Raw genomic sequence first — 14,640 nt, forward strand, 5'->3', positions numbered from 1 at the left:
ATGGAAATATCAAGTATACTGATCAAAGACACAACAAAAGAAGAGAGAATCCGCATCGTCCAGGAGGGGCTGAATCAGTGCGGAGGTGCGTGTGATTTTTGCAATGGGTGTGATAATCTGGGCGGCGGGTCTGTGGATGCTTTTTATGAGCCGTATATTAATGGGGAAAAGGAACTGCGGGAACTGAATGAAGAATACAGAAGCAATTCCGGTCTTGTAAAGTAGGTGAGAGCATGAGACCACCGGAAATTAGCCTCTTATAAATATAGACAAAAACAAGCTTGTTTTTTTGTTAACAATAATACAAAGATTTTTAGGTAATCTAATTGTTTTTGCGCCCGCTATTTGGTATACTATATAAAACAAAAGAAAGCAGGAGAACATTATGAAGAGAGGCAGTATTTTTGAAACTGATGGTATCCCGCGTATCCAGGAAGCTCTTCCTCTTGCGCTGCAGCATGTAGTTGCAATGATCGTGGGATGTGTCACCCCTGCCATTATTGTGGCAGGAGCAGCCGGCCTTGAGAATAAGGACCAGGTCATCCTCATTCAGGCTGCTCTTGTGATCGCTGCGTTTTCCACTTTGATCCAGCTGTTTCCAATCGGGAAAAAGTTTCGGATTGGTTCCGGACTTCCCATGATCATGGGTGTCAGCTTCGCATATGTGCCAAGTATGCAGGCCATTGCGGACGGATACGGAATTGATACCATTATGGGAGCGCAGATCGTAGGTGGAATTGTAGCGGTTATCATGGGAATTCTGGTGAAGAAGATCCGCGTATTTTTCCCGCCGCTGATCACAGGAACAGTAGTTTTCACCATTGGACTTTCCCTGTATCCAACTGCCATCAACTATATGGCAGGCGGAACCTCCAATCCGGACTACGGTTCCTGGCAGAACTGGCTGGTTGCATTTTTCACCCTGGCTGTTGTAACTGCGCTGAATCATTTTGGAAAAGGAATCTGGAAGCTTTCCTCCATTCTGATCGGTATGCTGGCCGGATATCTGGTATCCATTCCCTTTGGCATGGTGAATCTGTCCAGTGTTGGAAATGCAAGCGTGTTCCAGCTGCCCCAGCTGATGCACTTTGGAGTGCATTTTGAAATTTCTGCCTGCGTTGCCATCGGACTTCTGTTTGCCATCAACTCCATTCAGGCCATCGGAGATTATTCCGCCACCACCATCGGTGCCATGAACCGTACTCCGAAGGATCAGGAGCTCCAGAGCGGTATTGTGGCGTATGGTATTACCAACATCATCGGCGCTTTATTTGGCGGACTTCCCACTGCTACATACAGCCAGAACGTAGGTATTGTAACCACCACCAAGGTTATCAACCGCTGGGTTCTGGGACTTGCAGCTGCATTCCTTGGCATTGCCGGATTTGTGCCGAAGTTTTCCGCACTTCTGACAACCATTCCGCAGTGCGTGCTGGGCGGTGCAACAGTATCCGTTTTTGCATCCATTGCCATGACCGGTATGAAACTGGTGGCTTCCGCTGAGATGGATTACCGCAACTCCTCCATTGTCGGATTGGCAGCAGCCCTTGGAGTAGGCGTATCCCAGGCCAACGCAGCACTTGCCACACTTCCTTCGTGGGTGACTACTATTTTTGGAAAATCTCCTGTAGTTCTGGCAACGATCATTGCAGTCTGTCTGAATCTGATCCTGCCTAAGTCACGGGATGAGAAAAAGGAAGAAAAGATCCACGACAGTGAGGTAAAAGATAAACTGGAAGAGGATCACAGAATTTTCGAGAATGAGAAATAACCAGGGAAATTTGAACGGAAAAATTGAATATAGTGAAAACTGAATAAGATGAAAAAAGCAGCATCAGGTGAGAGAAATTTCCCACCTGGTGCTGTTTTTGCTATATATTTACAAGTTATTTGCGATATACGCAAACTGGAAGCCCGTCTTCGCCCATAGGGAGCTCCACATTTCCCTGGATCAGCGGGCGTGCGTAGCGGATGAAATCCTCTGTCACATCAGAGCCATCCTCCGTAATCCAGGAGAGAGGAACGGTTTTCTCCTCGTTGCAGATCTGGTTCACATCCTCAAGTCCGCATTTCATCTGGTAAACGCCATCTGGAGTTTCCTGGCGGATAAAGGAAACCATCTTGCCCGTCTCACCCTTAAGTGCAGCCTGAACACCGAAAATTCCAGCTGTAACAGCTTCCTGCCGGTCTGTGTCAGAAAGAAGGGAAGCGCTGCAGCGCTGGCTTACATTCAGCTCAATGGAGCGGGCTTTCACTCCAAGGCGGTCACGCACCAGGTTTTCCAGGTATTTGCCGCAGCCTGCCAGCATTTTGTGTCCGAAGGTATCGGTGCCTACGGAGTTGTCATATTCACAGATGAAGGTGCCTTTGGCATCGTGGATTCCTTCAGAAACACAAACCACAACGTTGCAGTTTTTCTCAAATGCACTGCTTACCTTCGTAAGGAATTTCTCTGTGTCAAAAGCTGTCTCAGGCAGATAAATAAGAAGAGGATTGTCACCTGTATATTTGCGGGCAAGGGCACCTGCGGCGGTCAGCCAGCCTGCGTGACGTCCCATGATCTCCACGATGGTTACGGATTTTTTCTCATAGACGCTGGCATCCAGGGTGATCTCGCGGACTGTGGAAGCCACATATCTGGCCGCACTTCCAAATCCAGGCGTATGATCGGTATGCACAAGGTCATTGTCAATGGTTTTAGGTTCGCCGATAATGCGGATGTCACTGCCGATCATGGCTGCATAGCGGGAAAGCTTGCTCACCGTATCCATGGAGTCATTTCCGCCAATATAAAAGAACCAGCCAATATTCATCTCTTCAAACCTGCGGAACAGTTCCGGGTATACCGGGTCCTCCAAAGACTGGGGAAGCTTATAGCGGCAGGAGCCAAGATAAGCACCTGGGGTGTAAGTGAGGTATTCCAGCTTTTCCCCGGGAAGAGCTTCCTCAAAATCTAGGACTGTGCCTTTCAAAAATCCCTCAATTCCATTTACCATTCCATAAACATGTCCGATTTCCTCCTGACGGATTCCCTCAGAAACCACACCATAAAGACTGCTGTTTATCACTGCGGTAGGTCCGCCGGACTGTCCGACGATCAGATTCTTTTTTGCCATACAAGTAAGTCCTCCTGTTGTTCTTGGTCTCTTCATTATAACAGGAAGGCAGGCTGGTGGCTAGAGTCTGTTTGAAAAATCATTCCAACGCCCCGCTTTGCGGAAAACTCAGCTGGAATTTGGGTGGCGCAGACGGACTGTATTGGAAAATTTTACATTGTGGGAAAAGAAAGGATGGATTATAATAACAGGCAGGGAGACTGCATAAAAAAGTGAGCGTGAAAGAATCGATGGATAAAGAACAGGAATTTTTATACGAGAAATTCAAAAGTACGGGGCAGGAGAAAGTGAAGCTGTCCTGTGCGTTGGAAGGCTTTTTTCCGGAAAAAGAAGAGACTTCAGAAGAAGCAAAAAACGCATACAGCCAGTACCTGAAGCGGAGAATACGTCCAGCCATGGAAGAATTGATCCGCCAGGAAAATATCTGTGAAATGGAGCAGCTGGCAGGAATGGACTGGTTTGGAAGAAATGAACTGGAGAGCTTTATCCGCACCGCCAGGAAAGAGCAGAAACTGGAAAGCCTGGTGTGGCTGATGAAATTAAAGGACAGTAAATATGGATATACGGACAGAGATTTCACCCTCTGAGGTTATGAAAAAAGAGGCGTCCACGAATGCAGAGGCTGCCCAGAGCGCCGGGACTTCGGAAAATGCCAGAGAATCCGCCTGTCGGGAGCTTGGAAGCCGTATTTTATATACCTGCCGCAGCGAAGTCTGCGCCAGATTTCCATTTTTTTCACCGGGAATCGCGGCCCTTTCCTGTGAAGTGATCAGCAGGGAGAAAAGCAGGAGAACAGACCTGCAGGAAATTCACGGAATCGGCACAGACGGAAGCCGGATTCTTGCAGATCCTATGTTTCTCATCCGTGTCTGGGAGAAAAATCCCGGAGCACTGAAACGGGGATATCTGCATATTCTGTTTCACTGCCTGTACCTTCACCCCTTTTCCCAGGAAAAAGCAAATAAACGGTTGTGGAACCTTGCCTGCGATCTGGCAGCAGAGCTTTTGTTAAAGGAAAATATACCGGAAGATCTGTGGGGATTTTCTGCAGAAGAAAAGAAGCTGCGTGGCCGGGTTTTGGAATTTTTTGGAGGAAGGCCTTTATCTGCGGAGGTATTGTACCATCGGCTTGAACAGGAGAAGCTTCCGTTTTCCCAGGAGGAAATGGAGCAGCTTTTTGCATTTGATGACCATTCTTTGTGGAAGTTGAATCCGGAGAGGGCAAAGCAGGAAAAAAGCCGCTGGGAGAAGATCCTCACCTACACCACCCTTGGAAAAGAACACCAGAAGCACCGGATCGGTGCCAATCCTGGAAACCGCCAGGAAGAGCTGGAACAGCTTTACAAAAGCCGTTATGACTACCGGAAATTTCTGAAAAAATTTGCTTTTCCAAGGGAAGAAATCCAGCTGGATGAGGAAAGCTTTGACTACATTTTCTATCATTTCGGAATGGAGCACTATGGAAATCTGCCTCTGATCGAACCGTTGGAGTATAAGGAAGTAAACCGCTTGGAGGAGCTGGTCATCGCCATCGACACCTCAGGTTCCTGTTCCAGGGAGCTGGTGCAGCGGTTTCTGGGGGAAACCTATCAGATTCTCAGCACAAGAGAGAATTTTTTCCGGAAAATGAAAGTCTACATTATTCAGTGCGACTGCTGCATCCAGTCTGTGTCCGTGATCCATTCGGAAGAAGAGTGGAAGGAATACGTGCGAAATGTGCAGATACAGGGGCGAAGCGGCACAGATTTTGTGCCTGTTTTTACTTATATAAAGAAAGAACGGGAGAAAAAGGAACTGAAAAACCTGAAAGCCCTGATTTATTTCACAGACGGCGACGGCATTTATCCGGGGCAGAAGCCAGATTACGAGACTGCTTTTGTCTTTGTGAAAAAGAATGAAAATATGAAATATGTGCCGAATTGGGCATACAAGCTGGTGATCAGTTAGGAGCAAACCGATGAATATAAAAGAAGCAAAAAATGAGATTAAGCATACCCTTTTGGCTTATCTGAGAAAAAACGAAAAGGGTGGGTACACCTATCCTCTGGTGCGCCAGAGGCCAATCCTTCTGATGGGACCTCCGGGAATCGGCAAAACAGCCATTATGGAGCAGATCGCAGAGGAATGCCAGGTTGGGCTCGTGGCCTATACCATCACTCATCATACCCGTCAGAGCGCGGTAGGACTGCCGAAAATCGTCACCAGAAATTATGGCGGCAAGGAAATGGATATCACCGAATACACCATGAGCGAGATCATCGCGTCCGTCTACGAATGCATGGAGCGCACCGGCAAAAAAGAAGGAATCCTTTTTGTGGATGAGATCAACTGTGTGTCCGAGACACTGGCGCCTGCCATGCTCCAGTTTTTGCAGAACAAAACCTTCGGAACCCATAAAGTGCCGAAGGGGTGGATCATTGTGGCAGCAGGCAATCCTCCTGAGTACAACAAGTCTGTCCGGGAGTTTGACATTGTAACCCTGGACCGCGTGCGAAAGCTTGAGATACAGGCCCAGACAGATGTGTGGCTGGAATACGCCGGGAAAAGGCAGGTCCACGGCGCCATTTTGTCCTATCTGACTCTGAAAAAAGAGAATTTCTACATAGTGGAAAACACGGTAGACGGAAAATTTTTTGTGACTGCCAGAGGCTGGGAGGACCTTTCGGAGCTTCTCAAAAGCTATGAAGAGCTTCAGGTGGAAGTATCCGAGGAGATTGTTGGCGAGTTTCTTCAGAAAGAGGAAATTACAAGGGACTTTGCCGCCTATTATAGACTATATGAAAGGTACAAAACGGATTACCGGGTAGGGGAAATTCTAGAGGGAACTGTGCCCCAGAAGGAATACAGGCTGATCTGTGAGATGGCAGCCAGGGCGCAGTTTGAGGAGCGGTTTACCCTGACCCAGCTTGTAATGGAAGCACTTGATCAGCAGGCAGCAGCTTTCGAAAAAGTGGATGTAAGAACTGTGATGCTCCACCAGAATCTGATGCAGCTGAAGCGTTTTTTCCAGGAGCAAACATGTGTGGATTCCATGAAAGAGTTTCTGGCAGAAAGAAGAAAAGCACTGGATGCGAAATGGCAGGCAGAGCTTTTGTCGGAGCGGGAGAGATGCCAGGAGGAAGAGCAGATCGGGATTCTGGAAGAGTATTTTCTTCAGATCTGCGAGGCTCATGTGACGGACTGCCAGGAAGGCTTCCAGCTGATACGCCAGCTGTTTGAAAAAGAATGTGAGCTGCGGGGCAGGGAATTGGAGCGCACGAAAACTATGCTGGAGAGGGGCTTTGCCTTTCTGGAAGACTGCTTTGGAGAAGGACAGGAGCTGCTGCTTCTGGAGACCGGGCTTACCGGGAATCCGTGCACCAGTACTTTTATTTCCGAACATGGATGCGATGCTTATTTCAGGCACTGCGGGCTTTTGCTTTACCAGAAGCAGGAGAATGCCATGCGGGAAGAATGCAGGGCGATTCTGGATTCCCTGCAGGAATGATGGTTGCGGGAATTTTTCCCAGCGCTTATAATGACAGGGAGGAAATGTGCGAAAAAGTTCCGGGAAACTGCATCCCTGGAGAGGAAGAAAGTTCATGAGAAAAAGGAGGTTGCCATGAAGGAAGATAAGAAACCTAAAAAGAAGAAAAAGGCGGGAGATGTGCTGCTTACGGTTGTGCTGATCGCAGCAATCTGCATATTCTGCTATGCGGCATACAATCTTTATCATATTTACACAGAGTACAAAAAGGGCTCAGATGAGTACAATGCCATTGCTCAGATGGCAGTGACAGAGCGCGATCCGGATCAGGATGCCCAGGAGCAGGAACCGGCAGGACCGGAAGGTCCCACCCTGAAAGCCCCTATGGACATTGATTTTGATTCTTTAAGAAGCATTAACACAGATGTGATCGGCTGGATTTATGTAGAGGCTCTGGACGGGGTCAGCTATCCGGTAGTTCGGGGAACTGACAATGACCAGTATCTTCATATGACTTATGAGAAGAACTATAATTTTGCCGGAACTATTTTCATTGATTATGAGAATAAGGCTGACTTCAGTGACTGCAATACCCTGGTTTACGGACATAATATGAAAAACGGCAGCATGTTCGGCCAGCTGAAGAATTTCAGCAAGGACGATTCTGCCTATAACAAGAGCAAATATTTCTGGATTTTCACGCCGGAGAAGAACTACAGATATGAGATTATTTCTGCGTACACTACAGCGGTAAACAGCGATACCTACACGCTGTTTAAGGGCCCGGGACAGGAATTTGTGGACTACATGAACAAGATTGTTTCTTATTCGGATATTAAGACCACGCCGGGAGAATTGGGAGTGGAAGATAAGATCGTTACCCTTTCCACCTGTACGGGCAATGAATCCACACGTTATGTGGTTCAGGGAAAAAGAGTGGACACCCTTGATGTGGTGAAAAAGACAGACAGCAGTGAGAACTGATTTTTGAAAAATGGAATGCAAAGGCGCGCCAGGCGGGAAATTCTCCTGCCAGGCTGCTGGGATTGGAGAAAGATGGCATATGAGCGAGGAAGCAAAAAGACTGCAGGAACTGATCGATAAGTATGACAATATTGTATTTTTCGGGGGAGCGGGAGTTTCCACAGAAAGCGGAATCCCGGATTTTCGAAGCCAGGACGGCCTGTATAACCAGAAGTACGACTATCCTCCAGAAACCATATTAAGCCATACCTTTTTTATGCGTCACCCGGATGAATTTTACCGTTTCTATCAGGACAAGATGCTGTGTGACACAGCAAAGCCAAATGCGGCTCATTTGAAACTGGCAGAATTGGAGGCATCAGGCAAGCTGAAAGCAGTGATCACCCAGAACATCGACAATCTTCATCAGATGGCCGGAAGCAAAAAGGTACTGGAGCTTCACGGAAGCGTATACCGCAATTACTGTATGAAATGCGGCAAATCCTACGATTTCGCCTACATGAAAAATGCAAAGGGCGTGCCTAAATGCACCTGCGGCGGAATGATCAAGCCGGACGTGGTGCTGTATGAGGAAGGACTGGACAACGGTGTGATCAGCGAGGCGGTGCGGGCTATTTCCCAGGCACAGGTTCTGATCATCGGAGGAACCTCCCTTGCGGTTTACCCGGCAGCAGGCCTGATCGATTATTTTTCCGGTGAGCATCTGGTGGTGATCAACAAATCACCTACACCAAGAGACCGATATGCGGATCTTCTGATCAAGGAGCCTATTGGACAGGTATTTTCACAGATCCAGGTGAAAAAGGCAGAAAAATAGTATTTGGAAACGTGTGAAGAGACACACAGAATAAAACGTTTTTAAGAGGAGTTTGTCAGATTATGGCAGAAGTTTATGAAATCGGAGACATCGTTACTTTGAAAAAAGGCCATCCATGCGGCAGCAAGGACTGGGAAATCTTGCGAGTGGGCGCGGATTTCCGCCTGAAGTGCATGGGATGCGGGCATCAGATCATGGTTCCCCGTAAAATGGTGGAGAAAAACACAAAAAATCTTCAAAAAAAGGAAAAATAATGCTTTACAGTCCACAAAAAGTATGTTAGAATCAAAAATCGTGATATATAAAATATCCTTGCTCTTTGACAGGCAAAGGGCCAACAGACCATAAGGAGGTAAGACAAGCATGAACAAGTACGAGTTAGCATTAGTTGTTAGCGCTAAAGTTGAAGACGAAGTACGTGATGCAGTAGTTGAGAAAGCTAAAGGATACATCACTCGTTACAACGGCGTTATCACAGACGTTGAAGAATGGGGTAAGAAGAAATTAGCTTACGAGATTCAGAAAATGCATGAAGGCTTCTACTACTTTATTCAGTTTGAGGCAGACGCACAGTGTCCGGCAGAAGTAGAAAGACATGTACGTATCATGGACAACGTATTAAGATACTTAGTTGTCAGAAAAGACGCGTAATCTTTTTGCATGATCAGATTCAGAGAGCACCATTAAAGGTCGTTCACTTAGCATATTAAGAGAGGTAAGAAGAATGAACAAAGTAGTTTTAATGGGTCGCTTAACAAGAGATCCTGAGGTAAGATATTCCGCAGGAGAGAATGCACTGGCAATTGCCAGATACACATTGGCTGTAGACAGAAGATTCCGTCGCGACGGAGAGGCAAGTGCGGATTTTATTCCGTGTGTTTCTTTCGGACGTACAGCGGAATTTGCTGAGAAATATTTCCGTCAGGGACTGAAGATTGCCGTAACAGGCCGTATTCAGACCGGAAGCTATACCAACCGTGATGGACAGAAGGTTTACACCACAGAGGTGGTTGTGGAGGATCAGGAGTTTGCTGAGAGCAAGGCTTCCAGCGACAGCTACGCAGCTTCCCATCCACGTACAAGCGCTCCGGAGGCTTCCATGCCGAACCCGGGAGCTGCTGCTGAGGGCTTCATGAACATTCCGGATGGAATTGACGAGGAATTGCCGTTTAACTAGAGCACAGCTCTAAAAACTGAATAAAACAGGAGGAAAACCAACATGGCTTACAATAATAGAGGCGAAAGACCAGATTCTCCAATGAAGAGAAGAGGCGGACGCAGAAGAAAAAAAGTTTGCGTATTCTGTGGTAAAGAGAATAACGAAATCGATTACAAGGACGTAGCAAAATTAAGAAAATACGTTTCCGAGAGAGGTAAGATCCTTCCTAGAAGAATTACCGGAAACTGCGCAAAACATCAGAGAGCTCTGACTGTTGCTGTTAAGAGAGCACGTCATCTTGCAATGATGCCATACATCCAGGACTAATTTCCTGAATGCAGTGATGCAGACGCTTAAGGCCTTTAAATACTGGTTTTACTGGTATTTAGGGGCTTTTTTGTTTTTATAAACTCTTCTATGGAAAAATATCCAAGAATCTGTTATACTATCCTTCAAAGGCGAAAAATTTTCCCGGGGCAGTTTGCCTGCTGGGAATCTGAGTTTTTGTAAGTGAGGATAAACTTATGAATAAAAAACTGAAATTCAAAGGGTCCATGAAGCGGTTTATGAGATGGCCGCTGTATCTGACCATCCTTCTTGTTCTTCTGAATGTTCTGATTTTTACAGTAAATGTGAAGGCAGGACTTCTGTCACTGGCAGGACTGGTGATTTACGTGGCAGCTGCGCTTTTGCTGACCCACTATCATCGCCCGATGATTCTCAATGACCTGATTGCCTTTGCCAATCAGTATGAATCGCTGGAGAAGCGCCTGCTGGACGATCTGGCACTTCCCTATGCCATTATGGACACCAATGGCAGGATGATCTGGTCAAATAAGGTATTTTCCCAGCTGACGGGGAAAGACCAGATGTATAATAAGAATATTAACACCATCTTTCCGGAAATCACGCCGGAGCGCATTCCCATCCCGGAGAAGCAGGCAATCGCGGAGATGAGCACCAGCTACGGAGACCGGATCTACCGGGTTTCCATGCAGCTTGTGACCATGAAGGATGTGATAAATGAAGCACGCATTCTGGAAAATGTGGATTCAGACGTCAGCGTGGTAGCGATGTTCTTCTATGACGAGACTGAGCTTCAGGAATACATCCAGAAGAATGAGGATGACAAGCTGGTAGTTGCACTTGCCTATCTGGACAATTATGAGGAAGCACTGGAGGGCGTGGAGGATGTGCGCCGTTCCCTTCTGATTGCCCTGATCGACAGGAAGATCACCAAGTATTTTTCCAATTTCGACGGGCTTGTGCGCAAGCTTGAGCGGGATAAATATTTCCTGATCATGCGCCAGAGTTCCCTGGAGGCCTTGAAGGAACAGCGGTTCCATATCCTGGACGAGGTCAAGACGGTGAACATCGGAAATGAGATGGCTGTCACCTTAAGTATCGGTATCGGACTGAACGGTGCCAACTATCTGCAGAACTATGAGTACTGCCGTATTGCCATCGAGATGGCCCTTGGCCGCGGCGGCGACCAGGTAGTGATCAAGAACGGGGATTCCATCACCTATTTTGGGGGCAAATCCCAGCAGGTAGAGAAGAACACCCGTGTGAAGGCAAGGGTGAAGGCACAGGCTCTGAAAGAGTTCATGAGCACCAAGGACCGGGTTGTGGTTATGGGACACAAGATCACAGATGTGGATGCTTTAGGCGCTGCCATCGGTATTTACCGTGCAGGCAAGACCCTTGGAAAGCCGGTTCACATTGTGGTCAATGATCCCACTACTTCCATTCGGCCGCTGATGGCAGGCTATATCAACAATCCGGATTATGAGCCTTCCATGTTTGTGGACTGCGCCCAGGCCAAAGAGCTTGTGGACAATAATACGGTTGTGGTTGTAGTAGATACCAACAAGCCAAGCTACACCGAGTGCCAGGATCTTCTGTACTTAACCAGGACCATTGTCGTACTGGATCACCACAGAAGAGGAAGCGAAGTCATTCAAAATGCCGTGCTTTCCTATGTGGAGCCTTATGCATCATCCACCTGTGAGATGGTTGCTGAGATCCTTCAGTATTTCTCAGATGATCTGAGACTGAGAAGCCTGGAGGCAGACTGTCTGTACGCAGGTATGGTCATAGATACCAATAACTTTACTACCCGCTCTGGTGTGCGTACCTTTGAGGCGGCTGCATTCCTTCGAAGAAACGGTGCAGACATTACGAGAGTGCGCAAGCTGCTCCGTGATAACATTGATGCCTATAAGGCAAGAGCAGAGGTTGTACGGACTGCTCAGATCTACCGGAACTGCTTTGCAATCGGCAGATGTCCAAGTGAAGGCCTGGAGAGCCCTACCGTAGTAGGTGCCCAGGCTGCCAATGAGCTTCTGAACATCGCCGGCGTGAAGGCTTCGTTTGTGCTGACTCCATACAATAATGAGGTATATGTAAGTGCGCGTGCCATTGATGAAGTGAACGTGCAGGTTATGATGGAACGCATGGGCGGAGGCGGTCATCTGAACATTGCCGGAGCCCAGGTGAAGGCAACAGAAGATGAGACTGAGCAGATGATCAAAGAAATTATAGATCAGTTATATCAGGAAGGAGAATTCAAAGAATGAAAGTAATTTTGTTAGAGGATGTAAAATCCCTTGGAAAAAAAGGGGAAATCGTTAACGTAAGCGACGGATATGCAAGAAACATGATCCTGCCGAAGAAGCTTGGCCTTGAGGCTACCCCGAAGAACTTAAATGACCTGAAGCTTCAGAAAGCAAATGAGGAGAAGGTGGCACAGGAGAACTTAGAAGCTGCCAAAGTATTTGCAAAGGATCTGGAGGACAAAGAAGTAATCCTTACCCTGAAGGTAGGCGAGGGCGGAAGAACCTTCGGTTCCGTATCCACCAAGGAAATTTCCGAAGCTGCCAAGAAACAGCTGAACCTTGACATCGAGAAAAAGAAACTGGTGCTTCCAAACCCCATCCGCAACCTTGGCGTTACCAATGTACCTGTAAAGCTTCATCCTAAGGTAACCGGAAGCCTGAAGGTATGGGTAAAGGAAGAGGCATAAGGAGCAGTAAGAGAGGATGTTTGTGCTAAATGGAAGAAGCATTGATCAAGAGGATTCTTCCTCACAGTATTGAAGCAGAGCAGTCTGTGATCGGTTCCATGATCCTGGACCGTGATGCCATTCTGGTAGCGTCAGAGATTCTGACCAGCGACGATTTTTATCAGAGCCAGTACGGAATTATTTTTGATGCTATGGTGGAGCTGTGCAATGAGGGCAAGCCGGTGGATCTGATCACTCTTCAGAATCGTCTGAAAGAGAAGGATCTTCCGCCGGATATCAGCAGCATGGAATATGTGAGGGATCTGATTTCTGCGGTTCCCACATCTGCCAATGTGAAATATTATGCAAATATCGTCAGCGAGAAAGCTGTTTTAAGACGTCTGATCAAGGTCAATGAGGAAGTGGAGAATTCCTGCTACCTGGAGAAGGACAGCACCCAGATGATTTTAGAGGATGCAGAGAAGAAGCTTTTTAATGTTCTGCAGCGAAAGACCAGCGATGATTTTGTTCCCATTCAGCAGGTTGTGTTAAATGCAGTCAACAACATTGAAAAGGCATCCAAGCTGAAGGGGTCCGTAACTGGTATTCCTACCGGATTTGTGGATCTGGATTACAAGACCTCCGGAATGCATGCCTCTGACCTGGTTCTGATCGCAGCCCGTCCTTCCATGGGAAAAACAGCGTTTGTTCTGAACATTGCCCAGTATATGGCATTTCGCAAGGATGTTACCGTTGCCATATTCAGTCTTGAGATGTCCAAGGAGCAGCTTGTAAACCGTCTCCTTGCCATGGAGTCCCATGTGGATTCCCAGAACATGCGAACCGGTAATCTGAAGGATGAGGACTGGACCAAGCTGGTGGAGGGCGCGGATATTATCGGCCGTTCCAACCTGATCATTGACGATACGCCTGGTATTTCCATTTCCGAGCTCCGGTCCAAGTGCAGGAAATATAAGCTGGAGCACAACCTTGGAATTGTTATGATCGACTATCTTCAGCTGATGACCGGAAGCGGACACTCAGATTCCAGACAGCAGGAGATTTCCGATATTTCCCGTTCCCTTAAGGCTCTGGCACGTGAGATGAGCGTGCCGGTGATCGCCCTGTCCCAGCTTAGCCGAGCAGTGGAACAGCGTCCGGATCACAGGCCTATGCTTTCTGACCTTCGAGAGTCAGGAGCCATCGAGCAGGATGCGGACGTGGTAATGTTCATTTACCGTGATGATTATTACCACAAGGACACAGAGAAGAAGGACATTGCGGAAATCATCATAGCCAAACAGAGAAACGGCCCTATTGGTACCGTGGAGCTGGTATGGCTGCCAAGATACACGCAGTTTGTAAATATGAAAAAATAAGGAAATGCTGTCAGCTGCGGCATTTCCTGGCGAAGGCCGGCAGGTTATGTCGACCTTTTTTTCTTGCAATTAAAGGTGCCTTTGCTATAATAAAAGCAGTGAATTTCATGCTGCTGTGAACAACAGTAATCTCATAAGGAGGGGTAGTATGGAGAAATGCTATACCGTGGCAGAGACTGTGAAGATGACAGGGGTAAAATCCTATGTGCTACGTTACTGGGAGGACGAGCTGGATCTGCATATCGGCAGAAATGAGCTGGGACACCGCTACTACACCGGAGAGGATATTCAGCTGTTTTTGAATATTAAGGAACTGAAGAATCGGGGGCTGCAGCTAAGAGCCATACACGACCTGCTTCCCAAAATCGCAAGAAGAGACATGTCAGAGCCGAAGGGTGAGGCAGAAGCGTCCGGAATTCAGCTCTTGGAGTCCGCCTTGCCGGACAAAAACAAAGAGCAGGATGAAGAAATGTTTAAAGAAGAACTGCGGGAGAGCGTAAAGGAAACGGAAGAAGATACGAAGATCCTGGAATTCCAGGAAATCATGGAGCGTCTGATCACCCAGGAACTTCACGCCAAAAAAGAAGGGGAGGACAGGTGGCGTTCGCTGGATGAAACCATCCGAAGACAGCAGTCTGCCAGAAAGGAAGCCGCCGCAGCCCTGGATAAACGTGGGAAAAAGAAAAGCAAAGCGCATAAATAAAAAAAGGGAGCT

Annotated in this window: 16 protein-coding genes; 15 read left to right on the forward strand and 1 reads right to left on the reverse strand. The window is 47.4% G+C overall.

Annotated features, from left to right (window positions below; translation table 11 throughout):
• Complete coding sequence (locus OCV70_RS05280; protein ID WP_173766375.1) at positions 1 to 225, forward strand: hypothetical protein; 225 nt, start codon at positions 1 to 3, stop codon at positions 223 to 225.
• Between the two features lie 160 nt (positions 226 to 385).
• Positions 386 to 1,771, forward strand: a complete 1,386-nt coding sequence (locus tag OCV70_RS05285) for a uracil-xanthine permease family protein (RefSeq protein WP_173766377.1) — start codon at positions 386 to 388, stop codon at positions 1,769 to 1,771.
• Positions 1,772 to 1,886: 115 nt separating this feature from the next.
• Here OCV70_RS05285 and OCV70_RS05290 read toward each other — a convergent pair whose 3' ends face one another.
• Entirely contained in the window at positions 1,887 to 3,116 is a 1,230-nt protein-coding gene (locus tag OCV70_RS05290; RefSeq protein ID WP_021926820.1) for a 6-phosphofructokinase, read from the reverse strand.
• A gap of 212 nt (positions 3,117 to 3,328) precedes the next feature.
• On the opposite strand from OCV70_RS05290, the gene OCV70_RS05295 reads away from it, so the two are divergent.
• The 13 genes from OCV70_RS05295 to OCV70_RS05355 all read left to right on the forward strand — a co-directional run bounded on the left by OCV70_RS05295 (position 3,329) and on the right by OCV70_RS05355 (position 14,628).
• On the forward strand, positions 3,329 to 3,703 hold the full coding sequence (locus OCV70_RS05295) for a hypothetical protein (RefSeq protein WP_021926819.1): 375 nt from the start codon (positions 3,329 to 3,331) through the stop codon (positions 3,701 to 3,703).
• Positions 3,672 to 5,063 carry a vWA domain-containing protein gene (locus OCV70_RS05300; protein WP_021926818.1) on the forward strand — a complete coding sequence of 464 codons (1,392 nt, stop codon included), beginning with the start codon at positions 3,672 to 3,674 and terminating at the stop codon, positions 5,061 to 5,063. Before OCV70_RS05295 ends, OCV70_RS05300 begins: the two co-directional genes overlap by 32 nt.
• 10 nt (positions 5,064 to 5,073) lie before the next feature.
• Positions 5,074 to 6,603 carry an ATP-binding protein gene (locus OCV70_RS05305; protein ID WP_021926817.1) on the forward strand — a complete coding sequence of 510 codons (1,530 nt, stop codon included), beginning with the start codon at positions 5,074 to 5,076 and terminating at the stop codon, positions 6,601 to 6,603.
• Between the two features lie 114 nt (positions 6,604 to 6,717).
• A complete protein-coding gene (srtB, locus tag OCV70_RS05310; RefSeq protein WP_173766379.1) occupies positions 6,718 to 7,566 on the forward strand; it encodes a class B sortase in 849 nt (282 codons plus the stop codon).
• A gap of 79 nt (positions 7,567 to 7,645) precedes the next feature.
• Positions 7,646 to 8,383 (forward strand): NAD-dependent protein deacylase, encoded by a 738-nt coding sequence (locus OCV70_RS05315; protein WP_021926814.1) that lies wholly within the window; start codon positions 7,646 to 7,648, stop codon positions 8,381 to 8,383.
• A gap of 62 nt (positions 8,384 to 8,445) precedes the next feature.
• Positions 8,446 to 8,637, forward strand: a complete 192-nt coding sequence (locus OCV70_RS05320) for a DUF951 domain-containing protein (RefSeq protein ID WP_021926813.1) — start codon at positions 8,446 to 8,448, stop codon at positions 8,635 to 8,637.
• Between the two features lie 109 nt (positions 8,638 to 8,746).
• Complete coding sequence (rpsF, locus tag OCV70_RS05325; RefSeq protein ID WP_117851485.1) at positions 8,747 to 9,034, forward strand: 30S ribosomal protein S6; 288 nt, start codon at positions 8,747 to 8,749, stop codon at positions 9,032 to 9,034.
• A 73-nt stretch (positions 9,035 to 9,107) separates the two neighbouring features.
• Positions 9,108 to 9,560 carry a single-stranded DNA-binding protein gene (locus tag OCV70_RS05330; RefSeq protein WP_021926810.1) on the forward strand — a complete coding sequence of 151 codons (453 nt, stop codon included), beginning with the start codon at positions 9,108 to 9,110 and terminating at the stop codon, positions 9,558 to 9,560.
• Between the two features lie 42 nt (positions 9,561 to 9,602).
• Positions 9,603 to 9,869, forward strand: a complete 267-nt coding sequence (gene rpsR / locus OCV70_RS05335; protein WP_021926809.1) for a 30S ribosomal protein S18 — start codon at positions 9,603 to 9,605, stop codon at positions 9,867 to 9,869.
• Between the two features lie 197 nt (positions 9,870 to 10,066).
• A complete protein-coding gene (locus OCV70_RS05340; protein WP_173766381.1) occupies positions 10,067 to 12,121 on the forward strand; it encodes a DHH family phosphoesterase in 2,055 nt (684 codons plus the stop codon).
• The gene (rplI, locus tag OCV70_RS05345; RefSeq protein WP_173766383.1) at positions 12,118 to 12,567 is read left to right on the forward strand and encodes a 50S ribosomal protein L9; all 450 of its coding nucleotides are present in this window, start codon (positions 12,118 to 12,120) and stop codon (positions 12,565 to 12,567) included. Before OCV70_RS05340 ends, rplI begins: the two co-directional genes overlap by 4 nt.
• Positions 12,568 to 12,596: 29 nt before the next feature.
• On the forward strand, positions 12,597 to 13,925 hold the full coding sequence (gene dnaB / locus OCV70_RS05350; RefSeq protein ID WP_021926806.1) for a replicative DNA helicase: 1,329 nt from the start codon (positions 12,597 to 12,599) through the stop codon (positions 13,923 to 13,925).
• A 148-nt stretch (positions 13,926 to 14,073) separates the two neighbouring features.
• The gene (locus tag OCV70_RS05355) at positions 14,074 to 14,628 is read left to right on the forward strand and encodes a helix-turn-helix domain-containing protein (RefSeq protein WP_173766385.1); all 555 of its coding nucleotides are present in this window, start codon (positions 14,074 to 14,076) and stop codon (positions 14,626 to 14,628) included.
• Positions 14,629 to 14,640 lie beyond the last annotated feature (12 nt).

This window comes from Blautia acetigignens (assembly GCF_025566865.1).
Classification (GTDB): Bacteria; Bacillota; Clostridia; order Lachnospirales; family Lachnospiraceae; genus Blautia_A; species Blautia_A acetigignens.

Excerpts from the sequence above, each read along its gene's own strand:
- OCV70_RS05320 (WP_021926813.1), top strand. The coding sequence starts at position 8,446 with ATGGCAGAAGTTTATGAAATCGGAGACATCGTTACTTTGAAAAAAGGC.
- OCV70_RS05285 (WP_173766377.1), top strand. The coding sequence starts at position 386 with ATGAAGAGAGGCAGTATTTTTGAAACTGATGGTATCCCGCGTATCCAG.
- OCV70_RS05305 (WP_021926817.1), top strand. The coding sequence starts at position 5,074 with ATGAATATAAAAGAAGCAAAAAATGAGATTAAGCATACCCTTTTGGCT.
- rpsF (WP_117851485.1), top strand. The coding sequence starts at position 8,747 with ATGAACAAGTACGAGTTAGCATTAGTTGTTAGCGCTAAAGTTGAAGAC.
- rplI (WP_173766383.1), top strand. The coding sequence starts at position 12,118 with ATGAAAGTAATTTTGTTAGAGGATGTAAAATCCCTTGGAAAAAAAGGG.
- OCV70_RS05280 (WP_173766375.1), top strand. The coding sequence starts at position 1 with ATGGAAATATCAAGTATACTGATCAAAGACACAACAAAAGAAGAGAGA.
- OCV70_RS05355 (WP_173766385.1), top strand. The coding sequence starts at position 14,074 with ATGGAGAAATGCTATACCGTGGCAGAGACTGTGAAGATGACAGGGGTA.
- OCV70_RS05300 (WP_021926818.1), top strand. The coding sequence starts at position 3,672 with ATGGATATACGGACAGAGATTTCACCCTCTGAGGTTATGAAAAAAGAG.
- rpsR (WP_021926809.1), top strand. The coding sequence starts at position 9,603 with ATGGCTTACAATAATAGAGGCGAAAGACCAGATTCTCCAATGAAGAGA.
- srtB (WP_173766379.1), top strand. The coding sequence starts at position 6,718 with ATGAAGGAAGATAAGAAACCTAAAAAGAAGAAAAAGGCGGGAGATGTG.
- OCV70_RS05315 (WP_021926814.1), top strand. The coding sequence starts at position 7,646 with ATGAGCGAGGAAGCAAAAAGACTGCAGGAACTGATCGATAAGTATGAC.
- dnaB (WP_021926806.1), top strand. The coding sequence starts at position 12,597 with ATGGAAGAAGCATTGATCAAGAGGATTCTTCCTCACAGTATTGAAGCA.
- OCV70_RS05330 (WP_021926810.1), top strand. The coding sequence starts at position 9,108 with ATGAACAAAGTAGTTTTAATGGGTCGCTTAACAAGAGATCCTGAGGTA.
- OCV70_RS05340 (WP_173766381.1), top strand. The coding sequence starts at position 10,067 with ATGAATAAAAAACTGAAATTCAAAGGGTCCATGAAGCGGTTTATGAGA.
- OCV70_RS05290 (WP_021926820.1), bottom strand. The coding sequence starts at position 3,116 with ATGGCAAAAAAGAATCTGATCGTCGGACAGTCCGGCGGACCTACCGCA.